General features: G+C 63.5%; 13 protein-coding genes. 5 read left to right on the forward strand and 8 right to left on the reverse strand.

The genetic code is table 11. The annotated features are described in order from the left end of the window. Positions 1 to 176: 176 nt before the first annotated feature. The 5 genes from AC3XQU_RS13825 to AC3XQU_RS13845 all read right to left on the reverse strand — a co-directional run bounded on the left by AC3XQU_RS13825 (position 177) and on the right by AC3XQU_RS13845 (position 5,449). Positions 177 to 1,391 (reverse strand): ABC transporter substrate-binding protein, encoded by a 1,215-nt coding sequence (locus tag AC3XQU_RS13825; RefSeq protein WP_489874735.1) that lies wholly within the window; start codon positions 1,389 to 1,391, stop codon positions 177 to 179. A gap of 40 nt (positions 1,392 to 1,431) precedes the next feature. After that, the gene (locus tag AC3XQU_RS13830) at positions 1,432 to 2,154 is read right to left on the reverse strand and encodes an ABC transporter ATP-binding protein (protein WP_489874736.1); all 723 of its coding nucleotides are present in this window, start codon (positions 2,152 to 2,154) and stop codon (positions 1,432 to 1,434) included. Beyond that, positions 2,151 to 2,924 carry an ABC transporter ATP-binding protein gene (locus tag AC3XQU_RS13835; RefSeq protein ID WP_489874737.1) on the reverse strand — a complete coding sequence of 258 codons (774 nt, stop codon included), beginning with the start codon at positions 2,922 to 2,924 and terminating at the stop codon, positions 2,151 to 2,153. Before AC3XQU_RS13835 ends, AC3XQU_RS13830 begins: the two co-directional genes overlap by 4 nt. 173 nt (positions 2,925 to 3,097) lie before the next feature. Continuing rightward, positions 3,098 to 4,723 (reverse strand): GMC family oxidoreductase, encoded by a 1,626-nt coding sequence (locus AC3XQU_RS13840; protein WP_489874738.1) that lies wholly within the window; start codon positions 4,721 to 4,723, stop codon positions 3,098 to 3,100. Between the two features lie 381 nt (positions 4,724 to 5,104). After that, positions 5,105 to 5,449 (reverse strand): hypothetical protein, encoded by a 345-nt coding sequence (locus tag AC3XQU_RS13845; RefSeq protein WP_489874739.1) that lies wholly within the window; start codon positions 5,447 to 5,449, stop codon positions 5,105 to 5,107. A 707-nt stretch (positions 5,450 to 6,156) separates the two neighbouring features. Here AC3XQU_RS13845 and aac(6') point away from each other — a divergent pair. The 3 genes from aac(6') (at position 6,157) to AC3XQU_RS13860 (ending at position 10,057) form a co-directional block, all read left to right on the forward strand. Then, entirely contained in the window at positions 6,157 to 6,573 is a 417-nt protein-coding gene (aac(6'), locus tag AC3XQU_RS13850; protein WP_489874908.1) for an aminoglycoside 6'-N-acetyltransferase, read from the forward strand. A 132-nt stretch (positions 6,574 to 6,705) separates the two neighbouring features. Next, positions 6,706 to 9,204: a CehA/McbA family metallohydrolase gene (locus AC3XQU_RS13855; protein WP_489874740.1), complete on the forward strand. Its 2,499-nt coding sequence runs from the start codon at positions 6,706 to 6,708 to the stop codon at positions 9,202 to 9,204. An 85-nt stretch (positions 9,205 to 9,289) separates the two neighbouring features. Then, a complete protein-coding gene (locus AC3XQU_RS13860) occupies positions 9,290 to 10,057 on the forward strand; it encodes a 5'-methylthioadenosine/adenosylhomocysteine nucleosidase (protein ID WP_489874741.1) in 768 nt (255 codons plus the stop codon). 7 nt (positions 10,058 to 10,064) lie between these two features. On the opposite strand, the gene ald is transcribed toward AC3XQU_RS13860, so the two are convergent. Beyond that, positions 10,065 to 11,180: an alanine dehydrogenase gene (gene ald / locus AC3XQU_RS13865; protein WP_489874742.1), complete on the reverse strand. Its 1,116-nt coding sequence runs from the start codon at positions 11,178 to 11,180 to the stop codon at positions 10,065 to 10,067. A 100-nt stretch (positions 11,181 to 11,280) separates the two neighbouring features. Beyond that, positions 11,281 to 14,928 carry a trifunctional transcriptional regulator/proline dehydrogenase/L-glutamate gamma-semialdehyde dehydrogenase gene (gene putA, locus AC3XQU_RS13870; RefSeq protein ID WP_489874743.1) on the reverse strand — a complete coding sequence of 1,216 codons (3,648 nt, stop codon included), beginning with the start codon at positions 14,926 to 14,928 and terminating at the stop codon, positions 11,281 to 11,283. A 224-nt stretch (positions 14,929 to 15,152) separates the two neighbouring features. Here putA and AC3XQU_RS13875 point away from each other — a divergent pair, with 224 nt between their 5' ends. After that, the gene (locus AC3XQU_RS13875) at positions 15,153 to 15,608 is read left to right on the forward strand and encodes an Lrp/AsnC ligand binding domain-containing protein (RefSeq protein WP_005664065.1); all 456 of its coding nucleotides are present in this window, start codon (positions 15,153 to 15,155) and stop codon (positions 15,606 to 15,608) included. Positions 15,609 to 15,614: 6 nt separating this feature from the next. Here the strand turns inward: AC3XQU_RS13875 and AC3XQU_RS13880 are convergent, their stop codons facing one another. After that, positions 15,615 to 16,571, reverse strand: a complete 957-nt coding sequence (locus AC3XQU_RS13880) for a LysR family transcriptional regulator (RefSeq protein WP_489874744.1) — start codon at positions 16,569 to 16,571, stop codon at positions 15,615 to 15,617. A gap of 117 nt (positions 16,572 to 16,688) precedes the next feature. Between AC3XQU_RS13880 and AC3XQU_RS13885 the strand changes: the two genes are divergently transcribed. Further along, on the forward strand, positions 16,689 to 16,895 hold the full coding sequence (locus tag AC3XQU_RS13885; protein ID WP_489874745.1) for a hypothetical protein: 207 nt from the start codon (positions 16,689 to 16,691) through the stop codon (positions 16,893 to 16,895). Positions 16,896 to 17,292: the final 397 nt, after the last annotated feature.

Here is a 17,292-nt window from a genome sequence, read left to right on the forward strand (position 1 = left end):
GCGCATCACGCGAGTCCCGTTGCGTTGAAACGTCGTTCCGGCGCAGGCCGGAACCCAATCTTGCATGCGCACCGGCTACGCGATGAACTTGGGTCCCGGCCTGCGTCGGGACGACGGTTTAGCTAATGATGCAAAGAGGCGAAGACCGCGAAACGCGAACAGTCAGACCAAGGCGATCACTTCCACAACGCGCACTTGCTCTCCGCCTTTTTCGTATACGCCTGGTCGCCCGGAATGGTGGCCACCACCTTGTAGTAATCCCAAGCGCCCTTCGATTCCTTCGGCGACTTCACTTGCATCAGGTACATGTCGTAGACCATGCGGCCATCCGGGCGGATGATGCCGTTCTTGGCGAACATATCGTTCACCGGGGTTTTCTTCAGATGCGCCATCACCTGGTCGGCGTTGTCGGTGCCGGTGGCCTTGACGGCATTGAGGAATTGCATCGTGGCCGAGTAATCGCCCGCCTGCACCATCGAGGGCTGCTTCTTCATCTTGGCGAAATAGCGCTTGGCCCAGGCGCGCGACTCGGGGGTGCGGTCCCAGTACCAGCCATCGGTCAGGTACATGCCTTGCGTGGTGTTCAGGCCCAGGGTGTGGATATCGTTGATGAACACCAGCAGGCCGGCGATCTTCATCTTTTTGTTCAGGCCGAACTCGTTGGCCGCCTTCACCGCATTGATCAGGTCGCCGCCCGCATTGGCCATGCCCAGCACCTGCGCCTTGGACGACTGCGCCTGCAGCAGGAAAGAGGAAAAATCCGAGGCCGACAGCGGGTGCTTGACGCTGCCCAGCACGGTGCCGCCGCCCGCCTTGACGACGTCGGCCGTGTCCTTCTCGAGCGACTGGCCGAAGGCGTAGTCGGCGGTCAGGAAATACCAGGACTTGCCGCCCTGCTTGAGCATGGTCGAGCCGGTGCCGCGCGCCAGCGCCACGGTGTCGTAGGCGTAGTGGACCGTGTAGGGCGTGCATTGTTCGTTGGTCAGTTGCGCAGAACCGGCACCGATGGCGATGAAGACCTTTTTCTTCTCGGCCGCGACCTTGGCCATGGCCAGGCTGGCGCCGGAATTGGTGCCGCCGATCAGGAGGTCGACGCCCTGCTGGTCGAACCATTCGCGCGCCTTCGAGGCGGCGATGTCCGGCTTGTTCTGGTGGTCGGCCACGACCAGCTGGATCTTCTTGCCGTTGATGGCCCCGCCCAGGTCGGCGATCGCCATGCGGATCGCTTCCGCCCCGCCATTGCCGTCGAGGTCGGAATAGACGCCGGACAGGTCGGTAATGAAACCGATCTTGACGACGTCGCCCGAGATGGCGGCCGGCGCTTGCGCCGCGGTGGGCAAGGACAGGCCGAGGCTGGCAGCGGCGGCAAGGGCGATGGCGGTACGTTTCATGTTGTCTCCGTTGTGGTTATACACATGCGATTGCGGTGGATTACACGCCGAGCAGCTCGGTGAGCACCGGCATCCTGCTGGTCAGTTCTGCGGCAGCGATGGCTTCGACCACCTGCCCGTGTTCGATCACATAAAAACGGTCCGCCAGCGGTGCGGCAAACCGGAAATTCTGCTCGACCATGACGATCGTATAGCCCTTGGACTTGAGCGTCGTGATCATGCGCGCCAGGCTTTGCACGATGACCGGCGCCAGTCCTTCGGAAATCTCGTCGAGCAAGAGCAGGCGCGCGCCGGTGCGCAGGATGCGCGCCACCGCCAGCATCTGCTGCTCGCCGCCGGACAGGCGCGTACCCTGGCTGTTGCGGCGCTCGTAGAGGTTGGGGAACATGGCGTAGATCTCGTCCAGCGTCATGCCCGCCCCTGCCCCGCCTGCGCCCCTGGTACTGAGCTGGGGCGGCAGCATCAGGTTTTCCTCGGCCGACAAGGAAGCGAAGATGCCGCGTTCTTCGGGGCAGTAGCCGATGCCGAGGTGGGCGATCCTGTGGGTCGGCAGGCCGATCGCCTCGACGCCATGGACCTTGATCGAGCCGGTGCGCCTGCCCGTCAGGCCCAGGATGGCGCGCAGCGTGGTCGTGCGCCCGGCGCCATTGCGGCCCAGCAGCGTGACGACTTCGCCGGCTTCCACCTTCAAATTGATGCCGTGCAGGATGTGGGATTCGCCATACCAGGCGTGCAGGTCGGCGATCTCGAGGGCGGCCGTCATGGATGCGCTCCTGCAAGCGCTGCATCGCTGGTGCCCATGTACGCTTCCATCACCTGCGGGTTGCGCGCCACCTCGGCATAACTGCCTTCGGCCAGCACGGCGCCGCGCTGCAGGACCGAGATGCGGTCGCAGATGCCGGCCACCACGTTCATGTTGTGCTCGACCATCAGGATCGTGCGCCCGCTCGAGACCTTTTTGATGAGTTCGGTGACCCTGTGGACATCTTCATGGCCCATGCCCTGGGTCGGCTCGTCGAGCAGCATCAGTTCCGGTTCCATGGCCAGGGTGGTGGCAATTTCCAGGGCGCGCTTGCGGCCGTAAGGCAGGTCGGCCGTCAGGGTGGCGGCGAAGCTCTCCAGGCCGACTTCGGCCAGCAGCGCCAGCGCCCGCTCATCGAGCTGCTTCAAGGACTGCGTGCTGCGCCAGAAGTGGTAACTGGTGCCGAGCTGGCGCTGCAGGCCGATGCGCACGTTTTCCAGCACCGTCATGTGCGGAAAGACAGCGGAAATCTGGAAGGAACGGATGATGCCCATGCGGGCGATCTGGGCCGGCCGGGCGGCGGTGATGTCGCGCCCGTTGAACAGGATCTGCCCGCGGGTCGGCACGAGGAATTTGGTCAGCAGGTTGAAGCAGGTGGTCTTGCCGGCGCCGTTGGGGCCGATCAGGGCGTGGATGTGGCCGCGCTCGACTTGCAGGTTGACCTCGCTGACGGCCGTGAATCCCTTGAACTCCTTGGTGAGTTGTCTTGTCTCCAGGATGACATCCGCCATTGAATCTCCAGACATGCAAACGACAGGAACTGCGCGAGAGTAGCTTGCCAAATAATACATACAAGGCGGCCTTGTCACAATACAGCCACGCTGCCGTGTTCAGTGCACATCTGCCGTATCGGCGCACCCCGGTTGTGCAAGTTTGCACAAAGCGCTGTACTTATCCACCCTGCTTAGGATTGCCCGGCCAGGATGTCTTGCGCCGCCTTTTCCGCGATCATGATCGTCGGCGAATTCGTATTTCCCGAGGTAATAAACGGCATGATCGAGGCGTCGACCACGCGCAGCTTGCCGACCCCGCGCACCCGCAGGCGGCTGTCAACCACTGCCAGCGCATCGTCGCTGCGCCCCATGCGGCAGGTGCCGACCGGATGGAAAATCGTGGTGCCCACCAGCCCTGCCGCCTCGGCCAGTTGTTCCTCGGTCTGGTATTGCGGGCCCGGCATGAATTCCTGCGGCTGGTAGCCCGCCAGGGCCGGTGCGGCCACGATGCGGCGCGTCAGCGCCAGCGCCGCGGCGGCGGTCTTGCGGTCGAGATCGGTGCTCAGGTAGTTCGGCGTGATCTTCGGCGCCGCATAACTGTCGTTTGACGCAATGCGCACATGCCCGCGCGAGGTCGGCTGCAGGTTGCAGACGCTGGCGGTAAATGCGGGGAAGCGGTGCAGCGGGTCGCCGAACTTGTCCAGCGACAGCGGCTGGACGTGGAATTGCAGGTTAGGCGCCGGCTGGTCGGGCGAAGAGCGGGCAAAAGCGCCCAGCTGGGACGGCGCCATCGACATCGGCCCGCTCTGGAGCAAGGCGTATTCGAGCCCGATCAGGGTCTTGCCGAACCAGTTGGTGGCGCGGGTATTCAGCGTGGGCACGCCCTGGACCTTGAAGATCATGCGCAGCTGCAGGTGGTCTTGCAGGTTGGCGCCGACGCCCGGCAGGTTCGCCACCGGCGCGATCCCGTGGCGCTGGAGTTCGCCCGCCGCGCCGATGCCGGACAATTGGAGGATCTGGGGCGAGCCGATCGCGCCCGCGGCGAGCAGGGTTTCGCGGTGCGCGGTGGCAAACAGGCTTTGTAAGCCGCCGGTAAATTGCACGCCGGTACAGACCGGGCCCTGGGGCGTCTCGGCGAACAGCAAGCGCTCGACGTGGCAGCCGGTCATGATGGTCAGGTTCGGGCGCTGCGCCGCCGGCTTGAGGAAAGCCTTGGCCGTATTCAGGCGGATGCCGCGGCGCTGGTTGACCTCGAAGTACGCTGACCCCTCGCCCAGGCCGGCATTCAGGTCATCGATTTTCGGGATGCCGGCTTCGGCCGCGGCATCGCGGAAGGCATCCAGGATCTTCCAGGACAGCCGCTGCTTTTCCACCCGCCACTCGCCGCCGGCGCCGTGCAATTCGCTGGCCCCGGCGTAGTGGTCTTCACTGCGCCGGAACAGCGGCAAGACCTGGTCCCAGCGCCAGGAATCGTCGCCCGCCACATCGGCCCAGCGCTCATAATCGCTTGGCTGGCCGCGCATGTAGATCATGCCGTTGATCGACGAACTACCGCCCAGCACTTTCCCCCGCGGATAGATGAGCGAACGGCCATTCAAGCCCGCCTCGGCTTCGGTACGGAACAGCCAGTCAGTGCGTGGATTGCCGATGCAGTGCAGGTAGCCGACCGGGATGTGGATCCACAGGTAGTCGTCCCTGCCGCCGGCCTCGAGCAGCAGGATGTTCAGGTCTTTGTTGCGGCTGAGGCGGTTGGCCAGCACGCAGCCGGATGTACCGGCCCCGACGATGATGTAGTCGTACTCGCCAGCCGATTCCACAGCTTAGCGTCCTCGCAAACAGGGCATGCGGCCGGCACGGGTTCCGGTGGCGAATGGACGTGCATCGGCTTTCCCCGCCCTGGCTGGCATGGCCAGTTCACACAGCACATCGAGCTCCACGGCCCCTCCGTTTGCGATTCGTTGAGGCAAGCTTACCAGAACGTAAACGCTTGTCCATAGGCCACCTGTGGATAAGGTTCTTGATATCCACAGGTACGGTTTGTGCAGAACCGACGCATTTCGGCGCTGCCAAATTGTTGTCCAAGATTCCCGCCAGCTGCACGCGCACGCGGTGCACCGCCTTATACCTTCTGCAAGCGCTTGATTCTTCTCGTGTTAACTGCCTTCTCCACAGAACGGGGCCGCCCTTAACTATTACTACTATTTTGTATACATACTTAACTTGTAAACCTTTGAAAGATTTCCTGAAAATTTTTTTTCCTGCTCACGTCGTCTTGATCCGACAAACCGGAAGCCGCACACATCGATGCGCCAAGCCATCGCATCGTTTTCCTGCAAAACCGCCTGCACGCTTTTTAAAAACCGCCCTGCTTGCACCTGTGGAAAACAGTTGGGATATCCACAGGATCGAATGTGTAGAACAGCGCGGTAAGCGGCAAGCCCTTGATTCTGTCCAACTTCCCTACAGTTTACAAACACTGCTTGTACAGCAGCTTGAAAGCGACTTAAGTCCTTGATGCTGTGGAAAAAACAAGGCTTATCCACAAATCAGTCGGCGTTTACTATTACTACTATTTTGTATACAACCTAGTTAACTAAAACAATAAACCAAGCAAGTTGCGGGAATTCGTCGCTTCCCAAGACCCACACACCGTCAGTCCATGCACGACAGGCAGGCCAGTTGGTGAACCGACGCGCAGCACATGCACCGGCAACTTCTTGATCGCGACATTCGGCGAGCGTCAACGAGCCGGCGAAGTGATCCGCTCAGCACCTGGCAAACCTGCGCTACCGAACCTGGATGCTTCACCTGGACGGCAAGACACCAACGCCGCTGTCGTAGGAGCACCAACTTGTCTGCAAAACCGCTTTTTCGGCTCAATCTCGACGACGCATCTGTGGACAAGCCCATGCATATCCACAGGAGCAGATGTGCAGAACAGGACGAATTCCGATCGGCCAAAAATCTGTCCACCATCCGTTCAATCTGCACACAGGCTTTGTCCCGCACGAAAATGACAGCGCAAGTGTTTGATCTTGTGGAGTAAACGCGACTTATCAACAGAAAAGGCCACGTTTACTAACTACTACTAGTTTTATATATACATCTTAGTTAACTAAAACCCTGAAGCGCCGGCGTTGGACAACCCGGGGGGACGGCTTTGCCCTCTTTGCCCTGGTAAGACCGGCGAAACAGGAAAGCATCCTGCGCCAAAAGGAGATTCATGAGCTCGATCAAGCGGTGTCTATCCATGGAAGAACCCGGCTGGCTGCAGCTGCGCATGGCCTTGTGGCCAGCCGACAGCGCAGACCACCTGCGGGAAATGCGGGAACTGTGTGAACAACCTGGACGTTATGCACAGTTCCTTGCCTGTGCAGGCACGGACGAGCCCCAGGGGCTGGTCGAAGTTGCCGTGCGCACGGATTACGTCAATGGCACCGGCTCGTCGCCGGTCGGCTTCCTGGAAGGCCTGTACGTCGAACCCGTTTTCAGGAAACAGGGCATTGCCGGCCTGCTGGTCCAGGCTGCCGAGCAATGGGCGCGTATGCAGGGCTGCAGCGAAATGGCATCCGACGCCTTGCTCGACAATACGGCCAGCCATGCGATGCACCGGGCGCTCGGTTTCGAAGAAACTAACCGCGTCGTCTATTTCCGCAAGGCGCTCTGACGCGTATTTTTCTCAGCGTATTGACAACAACTGCTCAGTTCCCCTCAGAAAGTGCTTGTTTGTCATCAATGTGTCATGCATTGTTGTCAGAGTTTGTACTTTTCATAACAAGAGAGAAAAGAGGGGACGCACATGCACCACGTTCGCAGCTTGAAATTGCTTCCACTGGTTCTGGCGCTTGGCTTCAGCCATGCGGGTTTTGCTTCCGAAGCGGATCACCGCGAGTTCGAGGCGACGCTGCATGCGCCGTACAACGCGGCGGCCTCAAGCGCGGAAGGGCGCGTGTTTGCGCTCACCTTCAGCTATCCTTTCGTCGAGCAGGCCCACGACATCGCCTGGCGTCTGGAACTGGTCGATCCCGCGCAGCGGGTCATCGAGCGCTGGCAGGGCAGCGAACTGCTGTCGAACAAGTCGGTCGAGGTCAAGGTGAAGTGGGCCGGACGCAGCAGCGACCCTGCCCTGCGCGACGGCATCTACCACGTGCGCTTGATCGCCGTGGCGCATGAAAAGGATGGGCGCGGCAACCGCAAGCTCGTTGGCGACGAGATCGGCGCCCTGCTCGAGGGCGAACAGGGCCACCGCATCGAGCAGGGCTGGGACATCGCCGTCGGCGACCCGGGCGCGGTGCCGATGCCGGCCTTCCAGCCGCTGCTCACCAGCGCCGGCCAGCCTGCCATGCCTGCCGCAAAATCGGGCACGTCTCCTATGCCGGGCAACGTGTCGCCCGCCTCGGTGCCGGCCACCGCGTCGCTCCCCTACACCGTCTACTACGCCAACCTGCACAGCCAGACCAACCACAGCGACGGCGGCGGCGCACTGGCGTCCTGCACCAGCTCCGAAAGCCCGCAGGCCGGCGCCTTCGGTCCGACCGATGCTTTTGCCTATGCGAAGAACCGGGGCCTGGATATCCTGATGGCGTCGGAACACAACCACATGTACGACGGCTCGAGCTCGACCAACACGGCGGCCAGCCCGGCCACCGCCAAGGCGCTGTATGCGGCCGGCCTGAAAGCGGCGGCCGACTTCAACCTGGCCAACCCGAATTTCCTCGCCGTGTATGGCCTGGAATGGGGCGTGATCAGCAATGGCGGCCACCTGAATATCCTCAACAGCACCGAGCTGCTGCAATGGGAATACAACGCCAGCAACCAGCTGCTGGGCGACGCCTTTACCGCCAAGACCGACTACCCGGCGCTCTACACCCTGATGAAGAACCGCGGCTACATCGGCCAGTTCAATCACCCGGAAAGCAGCGGCCAGTTCCTCGCCAACGGCGTGGCGCTGGGCTATACGGCCGACGGCGACCAGGCCATGGTGCTGTGCGAAGTGATGAACACCTCGGCCTTCTCGACCAACACCACGGAATCCGAAACCGGCCGCAGCACCTATGAAAGCGCGTGCAAGAAGGCGCTGGAAGCGGGCTTCCACGTCGCGTTTTCGACCAACCAGGACAACCACTGCGCCAACTGGGGCGCGTCCTACACCAACCGCACCGGGGTCTTGATCCCCACCGGCACGGCGCTGACCAACGCCAGTTTTGTCGATGCGCTGCGCGCACGGCGGGTGTTTGCGACCATGGACAAGACTTCGCAGCTGGTGCTGACCGCCAACGGGCGCGTGATGGGCGAGCGCATCACCAACAGCGGACCCTTGACCCTGGTGGCGAACTTCGCCAACACGTCCGGCAAGACCGTATCGACGGTGGCGATCTTCGAGGGCGTCCCCAAGCGCAACGGCACGGTGACCCAGTTGTCCACAACGGCCAGCACCACCATCACCCCGAGCCTGGGCGAGCACTTCTACTATGCGAAGATCACCCAGAGCGACGGCAAGATCCTGTGGTCGGCGCCGATCTGGGTCACGCAAACCGCAAGCTCCGGCGACACGGTCGCACCAAGCGTGAGCGCGAGCGCATCCGGCACGAGCGGCACCATCACCCTGTCGGCCAGCGCCAGCGACAACGTCGGCGTGAGCAAGGTCGAGTTCTATGTGGATAACCTGCTCAAAGGGACGGACACCACCTCGCCCTATTCGATGCTGCTCGACTCTACTACCCTTGCCAACGGCGGCCACACCCTGGTGGCCAAGGCGTATGACGCGGCCGGCAACGTAGGCAGCTCGAACGCCGCGGCCTTCAGCATCAGCAATGGCGGCGGCACCGGCGGCACCCAGCTGCTGGCCAATCCGGGCTTCGAGTCGGGGGCGGTGTCCTGGAGCGGCGGCGGCAGCATCATCAACAACGTGGCCGCCACGGCTCCGCGCACGGGCAGCTGGGAGGCGAAATTCGCCGGCACCGGCGCCACCCGCACCGACAACCTGTACCAGCAGATCGCGATTCCTTCGACCGCCGCCAGCGCGACGCTGTCGTTCTGGCTGCAGGTCGGGTCGGCCGAAACGACCACCACCTCCGCCTTCGACACGCTCAAGCTCCAGGTGCGCAATAGCGGCGGCACCATCCTGGCCACGCCGGCGACCTACTCGAACCTGAACAAGGGCACGGGCTATGTGCAAAGGACGGTCGACCTGACGGCCTACAAGGGCCAGACGGTGCAGGTCTTCTTCGCCGCGGCCGAGGATGCGTCGCTGCAGACGACCTTCCTGGTGGACGACGTGGCGCTGACGGTGCAGTAAGCGCGTTCAGGCGCCGCGGCCCGGGTTTGCGCCCGGGCGGCGCGCGCCGGGTATCATCGTGATCCGGCAATCACGGTAGAAAAATATGCGGTTAGGGATCATCAGCGCACTGGCGGAAGAACAGCAGGGGCTCGTGGAAGCCATGAGAGGCCCCGCCACGCTCATCCACGGCAAACGCGAGTACCGCAGTGGACAGCTGTGGGAAATCGACGCTGTGTGCGTCCTGTCGCGAATTGGGAAGGTTGCGGCGGCCATGACGGCCACCACGCTTGTGGAAAAGTTCGGCGTTACCCACATCCTGTTCACCGGCGTGGCCGGCGCGGGCGACCAGAGCGTGCAGGTGGGCGATATCGTGGTGGCCGAAGCGCTGGTCCAGCATGACATGGACGCCAGCCCGCTATTTCCCCGTTTCGAGGTGCCGCTGACGGGCATGAGCCACTTCCGGCCCGACCAGCAGCTGTCGCTACGCCTGTCGCGCGCCGCCCATGACTTTTTGGAGCAGGATTTCGTGGATGTGGTGAGCGAAGCCGAGCGCCGCGCATTCCGCCTGCAGCAGCCGCGCGTGCACCGGGGCCTGGTGGCCAGCGGCGACCAGTTCATGACCGACCGCACCCATCTCGCGGGCCTCAATACCGCCCTGCCCGGGCTGGTGGCGGTGGAAATGGAAGGCGCCGCGGTGGCGCAGGTGTGCTACGAGCTGGGCGTGCCCTGCGCGGTGATCCGCACGATTTCCGACAACGCCAATGAACACGCGGCCATCGATTTCATGCGTTTCGTGAAATCGGTGGCCGCGCAGTATGCCTTCCACATCACCCGGCGCGTATGCCGGGACCTGGCGCAGGCGCCCCTTTGACCAAGATTCAGCCCAGCAGCGACTCGGCCGGCACGAAGTCGTAGCCGAGGTCCCTGGCCACGGCCCGGTAAGTCACCTTGCCCTGGCAGACGTTCAGGCCGTTGCGCAGGTGGACATCATCCGATAAGGCCTGGCGCCAGCCCTTGGTCGCCAGCGCTACTGCGTGGCCGATGGTCGCGTTGTTCAGCGCGAAGGTCGAGGTGCGCGCCACCGCGCCCGGCATGTTCGCCACGCAGTAGTGGATCACGCCATCGACGACGAACGTAGGGTCGGCATGGGTGGTCGCATGCGAGGTCTCGAAGCAGCCGCCCTGGTCGATCGCCACGTCCACCACCACCGCGCCCTTCTTCATGCGCGAGATCATGTCGCGGGTGACCAGCTTGGGCGCCGCGGCGCCCGGCACCAAGACGCCGCCGATCACCAGGTCGGCCGACAAGACCGCCTCCTCGATCGCATGCGCGTTGGAGTAGACGGTGGCGATGCGGTTGCCGTAGACCAGGTCGAGCTGGCGCAGGCGGTCGACGTTTTTATCGAGCACCGTCACGCGCGCACCGGTACCGACCGCCATCTGCAGCGCATTGGTGCCGACCACGCCGGCGCCGATGATGACCACGTGACCCGGCGCCACACCCGGCACGCCGCCCAGCAGCAGGCCCATGCCGCCCTTGGATTTCTCGAGGTGGGCGGCGCCGGCCTGGATCGACATGCGGCCGGCCACTTCGCTCATTGGCGCCAGCAGCGGCAAGCCGCCGCCGGCGCCGGTGACGGTTTCGTAGGCGATGCAGACCGCGCCGGATTTCACGAGCGCCGCGGTCTGCTCGGGATCGGGAGCCAGGTGCAGGTAGGTGTAGAGGATCTGCCCTTCGCGCAGCATGGAGCACTCGACCGGCTGCGGTTCCTTGACCTTGACCACCATGTCGGCGCGCGCGAAGATTTCCTGTGCGCTGGCGACCATGGTGGCGCCGGCCGCCACGTATTGCTCGTCCGACAGCCCGATCTGCTCGCCGGCGCCCTGCTGCACGATGACGTCGACCCCGCGCAGGGTCAGCTCGCGCACCGACGGCGGCGTGAGCCCGACGCGGTATTCGTGGTTCTTGATCTCCTTTGGTACGCCTACTAGCATGTCTGCCTCCAAGTTATAAGAATTGTCTCCAGCTGCTGCAACCTACAACGATCACTGGGTGGGCAGGAAACCTGCCCACCCTACGATACTCCTACTCCGGTCATGACACGCCGAGCGTCATCAGGCTTGCGTTGCCGCCAGCGGCCGTCGTGTTGACGCAGACGGCGCGCTCGGCCACCAGGCGCCACAGGGCGACCGGGGTAGCGGCGTCGGTGTCGACGATGCCGACGATGGCGCCGCTGCGCGCCGCCAGTTTGCTACGCAGGGGACCTGTCAATCCGGCTTCCACCAGTGCGACCTGGAATTCGCCCGCGTCGATCTCGTCCATGCCGACAAAGCGCAGGCGCGCTTTCACCAGGGCCGGCAGGTCGGCCGGGATCAGGCCCGGCTCGGCCAGGACCAGCGCGCGGTTGCCGGTGGCCAGGCTGGCAGCCACCTGGTTGAGCAGGCCGGCAGCCGTGGCGGGTGCGCACAGCACGGTGCCGCGCGAGGTGAACGCCAGCGTATTGCGCTCGCCGGTCGGACCCGGCAGCGCGATCTCGACGCCGGTCAGCGCGGTGCGGCCATAATCCTGCGCGAGCGTGGCGGCGTCCTGCCGGCCATGCGTGCGCATCCAGCCCAGCAGGGCTTCCAGGCCCGCGTCATTGCTGCGGCTGTGCTGCATCAAGGGGGCGGCATTGCGCTGCAGGCGCTTGAGGTAGAGCGGACCGCCGGCTTTCGGACCGGTGCCGGACTTGCCTTCGCCGCCGAAGGGTTGCACGCCGACCACCGCGCCGACGATATTGCGGTTGACGTAGATGTTGCCCACATGCGCACGCGCGACGATGAAGTCGATGGTCTCGTCGATGCGCGAGTGCACGCCCAGGGTCAGGCCGTAGCCGGTGGCGTTGATGGTGTCGATCACCTTCGGCAGGTCGGCGCGGCGGTAGCGCACGATGTGCAGCACCGGACCGAAGACTTCCTGCTTGAGTTCGGCCAGCGAGCCGATTTCCAGCACCGTGGGCGGCACGAAGGTGCCGCTGCCCGTCACACTGTCAGGCAGCTCGAGCGCGAAGTGGCTGCGCGCGGTGGCGCGCATGCGCTCGATGTGGGCCAGCAGGTTGCCCTTGGCCTCGGCATCGATCACCGGGCCGATGTCGGTCGACAGGCGGTCCGGGCTGCCCACGCGCAGCTCCTGCATCGCACCCTTGAGCATCTTGATGGTCTTGTCGGCGATGTCTTCCTGCAGGAAGAGCACGCGCAGCGCCGAGCAGCGCTGGCCGGCCGAATCGAAGGCCGAGGACAGCACGTCCGACACCACCTGCTCCGGCAGCGCCGACGAATCGACGATCAGCGCATTCTGGCCGCCGGTCTCCGCCACCAGCGGGATATCGATGCCTTCGGTTTCGCCACGCTTGGCCAGGGTGCGGTTGATCAGCTGCGCCACTTCGGTCGAGCCGGTGAAGATCACGCCTTTTACGCGCGCATCGGCGGTGAGCGCGGCGCCCACGACTTCGCCGCGGCCCGGCAGCAGCTGGATCGCCGCGCGCGGGAAGCCCGCCTCGATGAACAGTTCCACCGCGCGGTGCGCGATCAGGGGCGTCTGCTCGGCCGGCTTGGCCAGCACCACGTTGCCGGCCGCCAGGCTTGCTGCCACCTGGCCGGTGAAGATCGCCAGCGGGAAGTTCCAGGGGCTGATGCAGGTCACGGGGCCCAATGCGCCGTCGGCCTTGGAAGCGCGAATCTGCACCGCGTAATAGCGCAGGAAGTCGACCGCTTCGCGCAGCTCGGCGATCGCGTTCGGCAGCGACTTGCCGGCTTCGCGCACGGCCAGGGCCATCAGCTCCAGGCCGTTTTCCTCGAACAGGTCGGCGGTGCGCTCGAGCATGGCGGCGCGGCTGTCCACATTGGTCGCTTCCCATTCGCCGGCAAAGGCGCTGGCTGCGGCCAGCGCGGTCTCGACGTCGGTGCGCGACGCTTCGACCACCTGGCCGACGATATCGGTCGATTGCGCCGGGTTGACGATGTTCGCGAGTTCGACTGCGGCCACGGGACCGGCGATCAGGGGCGCGGCGACGTGACGGCGCGGCTGGGCCAGCGCGTCGGCCACCAGGCGCAGCGTGTTTTCGTTGACCAGGTCCAGGCCCGCGGAGTTCTTGCGCTCGGCGCCGAACATCTGCAGCGGCAGGGCGATCGCCGGGTGCGGCTTGCCCCCGGCGGCGCGCGCCTGCTCGAACGGGTCGGCCAGCAGCGAATCGATGGCCACGCTTTCATCGACGATCTGGTTCACGAAGGAGGAGTTGGCGCCGTTTTCCAGCAGGCGGCGCACCAGGTAGGCCAGCAGGGTTTCGTGCGAACCGACCGGCGCATAGATGCGGCAGGCCTTGCCCAGCTTGTCCTTGCCGACCACCTGGTCGTACAGGGTCTCGCCCATGCCGTGCAGGCACTGGAATTCGTAGCTCTCGACTCCGTCGGCCTTGGCCCAGGTGTAGATCACCGACAGCGAATGCGCGTTGTGGGTGGCGAACTGCGGATACAGGATGTCGGCCGCCGCCAGGAGCTTGCGCGCGCAGGTCAGGTAGGACACATCGGTGTAGACCTTGCGCGTGTAGACCGGATAGCCAGGCATGCCTTCGACCTGGGCGCGCTTGATCTCGGCGTCCCAGTAGGCGCCCTTCACCAGGCGCACCATGAATTTGCGGCCGCTGCGCTTAGCCAGGTCGACCAGGTAGTCGATCACGAAGGGGCAGCGTTTTTGATAGGCCTGCACCACCAGGCCGATGCCCTCGAAGCCCGCCAGCTCCGGATCGAAAGCCAGCACTTCCAGCATGTCGAGCGAGATCTCGAGGCGGTCGGCTTCTTCCGCATCGATGTTGATGCCGATGTTGTAGCCTTTCGCCAGCAGCACCAGGCTGCGCACGCGCGGCAGCAGTTCGCCCATCATGCGCACATGCTGCGAGCGGCTGTAGCGCGGGTGCAGGGCCGACAGCTTGATCGAGATGCCCGGGCCGTCCTTGATGCCGCGGCCGTTCGAGGCGCGGCCGATCGCGTGGATCGCCGTTTCATACGAGGCGTAGTAATTCTTCGCATCGCTTTCGGTCAGCGCCGCTTCGCCCAGCATGTCGTAGGAATAGCGGTAGCCGCGGCTTTCGTTCTCGCGGCTGTTCTTGAGCGCTTCGCCGATGGTCTGGCCGGTGACGAACTGGTTGCCCAGCATGCGCATGGCCATGTCGACGCCCTTGCGGATCAAGGGTTCGCCGCCCTTGGCGATGATGCGCGTGAGCGCCGAGCCCAGGGTCTTTTCGCTATTGGTCGACACCAGCTTCCCGGTGATGAGCAGGCCCCAGGTGGCGGCGTTGACGAACAGCGAAGGCGATTCGCCCAGGTGCTTCTTCCAGTCGCCGCGGCTGATCTTGTCGGCGATCAGGCGGTCGGCCGTTTCGCTGTCCGGGATGCGCAGCAGCGCTTCTGCCAGGCACATCAATGCCACGCCTTCTTCCGACGACAGCGAGAACTCGTGCATCAGCGCGTCCACGCCGGACGAGCGGGTGCGCTTGTCGCGCACGCTCGAGACCAGGCGGTGCGCCAGCATGTGGGCGTCGCCGTTGGCGCTCGCGCCTTGCGCCAGCAGCCACTGCACGGCTTCGGATTCCTCGCGGCGGTAAGCCGCAGTAATGGCGGCGCGCAGCGGGGTTTGCTCGTGCTTGAGCTCACGCTGGAGCGCGTCGAAAGGAAGGAAGGTGGTGGCCGGAAGGGCGGCAGTCAGCATGGCGAAATCTTTAAAAAGGGAAACAGTGGCCGAGCGCCCAGCAAAAAACGCCGCGCTGCGCAACAGGCAGCCGGCGCGTTCACACAAGCGATCGATGATTCAGTAGAAAGGTTGATTGTAGAAGGAAATCTTCTGGATTAATTCTGTTTTTACGACAGACTAGCAATAGATAGTTTTTGGTGAGACAATCTGACCAAATAATATTTACATGGCAGGAGATGACCATGCTCGACAAGATCAGCAAGAAAATTCTGGCGGAGCTGCAAAACGACGGGCGCATCAGCAACGTCGAGCTGGCCGCCCGTGTGAATCTGTCTCCTGCCGCTTGCCTGGAGCGCGTGCGCAAACTGCACGAGTCCGGCTACATCATGGGCTATACGGCCCAGCTCAACCCGCAGCTGCTGGACGTCTCGCTGCTGGTTTTCATCGAAGTGGTACTCGATCGTACCACTCCCGAAGTGTTCGACGCATTCAAACAAAGCGTGCAAATGATCCCGGAAGTGCTGGAATGCCACATGGTGGCCGGCGGCTTCGACTACCTGGTGAAAGCGCGCGTGAAAGACATGGCGGCCTACCGCGAATTCCTGGGCAAGACCCTGCTGCAAAAAGGCGTGCGCGAGACGCACACCTATGCGGTGATGGAAGAAGTCAAGAACACCACCAAACTGCCGATCCGGTAAATCGCCTCAAGCGGTTTTACGTACGGTAGATTTCGGCGCCGCGGTCTCGGCCATATTTTCCAGGTTGGTGCGCAGCCAGCGGTGCGCATGGCTGCGGCCGTCGCGCTCGTGCCAGAGCATGTCCAGGTGCACGGCCGGCAGCGCGAACGGCAGTTCGCGCCAGATCAGGGCGTCGGTCGAGCCCGTCGACGCGATCAGGTGCTTCGGCAGCACCGTGATCAAATCCGAATTGGCCACGACCCGCCCTGCCGTGAAGAACTGGTTCACCGTCAGCAGGATGCGGCGTTCGCGGCCGATCTGGGCCAGTGCTTCATCCACCAGGCCGTGGGCGCGGCCCGAGAAACTCACCAATAAATGGTTCGCCTTGCAATAGGTGTCGAGGTCGAGCTTTTCCTTGGCCAGCGGATGGTCCTTGCGCATCACGCACACATACACCCCCGAATACAGGCGCTCGTGGCGGATCGGCGAACCGGTCTCGTAGGACAATTGCGCCGCCACGCCCGGGAAGAAGCCGACCGCCAGGTCGATGTCGCCGCGCAGCAGCATCGGGCGCGGCTCGCGCGTAGTCAGCGGCACCATGCGGATGTTCACCCCCGGCGCTTCGCGTTCGATCGAGCGCATCAGCGACGGCAGCCACAGGGCAGCGGTCGCGTCGGCCATCGCCATCCGGAAGGTGGCCTGCGCCTTGGACACGTCGAAGGTTTCCGGCATCACGGCCGCTTCCAGCGCCGCCAGTGCCTGGCGCACGGCCGGCCACAGCGCTTCGGCGCGCGGGGTCGGCTTGACGCCGTAGGCGGTGCGGATCAGGAGTTCGTCCCCGAGGCTTTCGCGCAGGCGCTTGATCGCATTCGAGACGGCAGGCTGGGTCATGGCCAGGTGGCCGGCCGCGCGGGTGAGGTTTTGCTCGGTCATCACTGCGTCGAAGACGCGCAGCAGGTTCAGGTCAAGCGTGAGAAAGCTCATGGACGAATAAGGGCAGTCGGAGGATGGGGGAAGTGTACCGCAACTATTCACAGAATGGATAAGCGTCATCAGTGAACGGAATTAGATTTATATGTTGCGTCGCACTATATTGTCGCCATGTCTTCTACACTGACCCTTATCCAGACTGCCGGCAGCGCCCTCAGCGCCCTGCCTGTCGGTCAGTTTCTTTCCAGCGCAGCCGTATTGGCGCTGCTCGGCGGGGCCGGCATGGTATTCCGTCCCCTGCTCGTCGGCCTCGGGCGCGCCGCCCTGCTGGCTGTGCGCCCGCGCCCGCCAAAACTGCACCTGGCCAAGCGCCACTGACCAAATTCTCTCCGTTTGACGCGGCCTCCGACCTGGACGCCGCGTTTTTTTACGTCCATTTTTCCTGTTTTATCCTTGGCGGACACCATTGATCGCGTGAACGATATCAACTCTTCGTTACCGGGTTTTTCTCGGCCCTTGCATGTCACAAAGTTCACAAAGAGTTAACAAGAGCGAATGTGCGGCGCGTGAACTGATTCTGGTTTAGCGATGTATTGAGGTTCTTTATGGTAGAGATAACCCAATAATAAAAGCAATAGCGACAAGAAGGCAAAACCTGTCGGCCCCGCCTGGGCAAAGCCGAAAACGCATCTGATCAGGAAGGATGTGTGCATATGTGAACATCATGGATCGGCTATCGCTTCCATTAAACGCAGTTCACATTGACTCGTTCAGC

The sequence above is a fragment of the Telluria sp. AZSoR62 genome (assembly GCF_058111565.1).

Excerpts from the sequence above, each read along its gene's own strand:
- ald (WP_489874742.1), bottom strand. The coding sequence starts at position 11,180 with ATGCTAGTAGGCGTACCAAAGGAGATCAAGAACCACGAATACCGCGTC.
- AC3XQU_RS13875 (WP_005664065.1), top strand. The coding sequence starts at position 15,153 with ATGCTCGACAAGATCAGCAAGAAAATTCTGGCGGAGCTGCAAAACGAC.
- AC3XQU_RS13860 (WP_489874741.1), top strand. The coding sequence starts at position 9,290 with ATGCGGTTAGGGATCATCAGCGCACTGGCGGAAGAACAGCAGGGGCTC.
- AC3XQU_RS13830 (WP_489874736.1), bottom strand. The coding sequence starts at position 2,154 with ATGACGGCCGCCCTCGAGATCGCCGACCTGCACGCCTGGTATGGCGAA.
- AC3XQU_RS13835 (WP_489874737.1), bottom strand. The coding sequence starts at position 2,924 with ATGGCGGATGTCATCCTGGAGACAAGACAACTCACCAAGGAGTTCAAG.
- AC3XQU_RS13825 (WP_489874735.1), bottom strand. The coding sequence starts at position 1,391 with ATGAAACGTACCGCCATCGCCCTTGCCGCCGCTGCCAGCCTCGGCCTG.
- AC3XQU_RS13880 (WP_489874744.1), bottom strand. The coding sequence starts at position 16,571 with ATGAGCTTTCTCACGCTTGACCTGAACCTGCTGCGCGTCTTCGACGCA.
- AC3XQU_RS13855 (WP_489874740.1), top strand. The coding sequence starts at position 6,706 with ATGCACCACGTTCGCAGCTTGAAATTGCTTCCACTGGTTCTGGCGCTT.
- AC3XQU_RS13885 (WP_489874745.1), top strand. The coding sequence starts at position 16,689 with ATGTCTTCTACACTGACCCTTATCCAGACTGCCGGCAGCGCCCTCAGC.
- putA (WP_489874743.1), bottom strand. The coding sequence starts at position 14,928 with ATGCTGACTGCCGCCCTTCCGGCCACCACCTTCCTTCCTTTCGACGCG.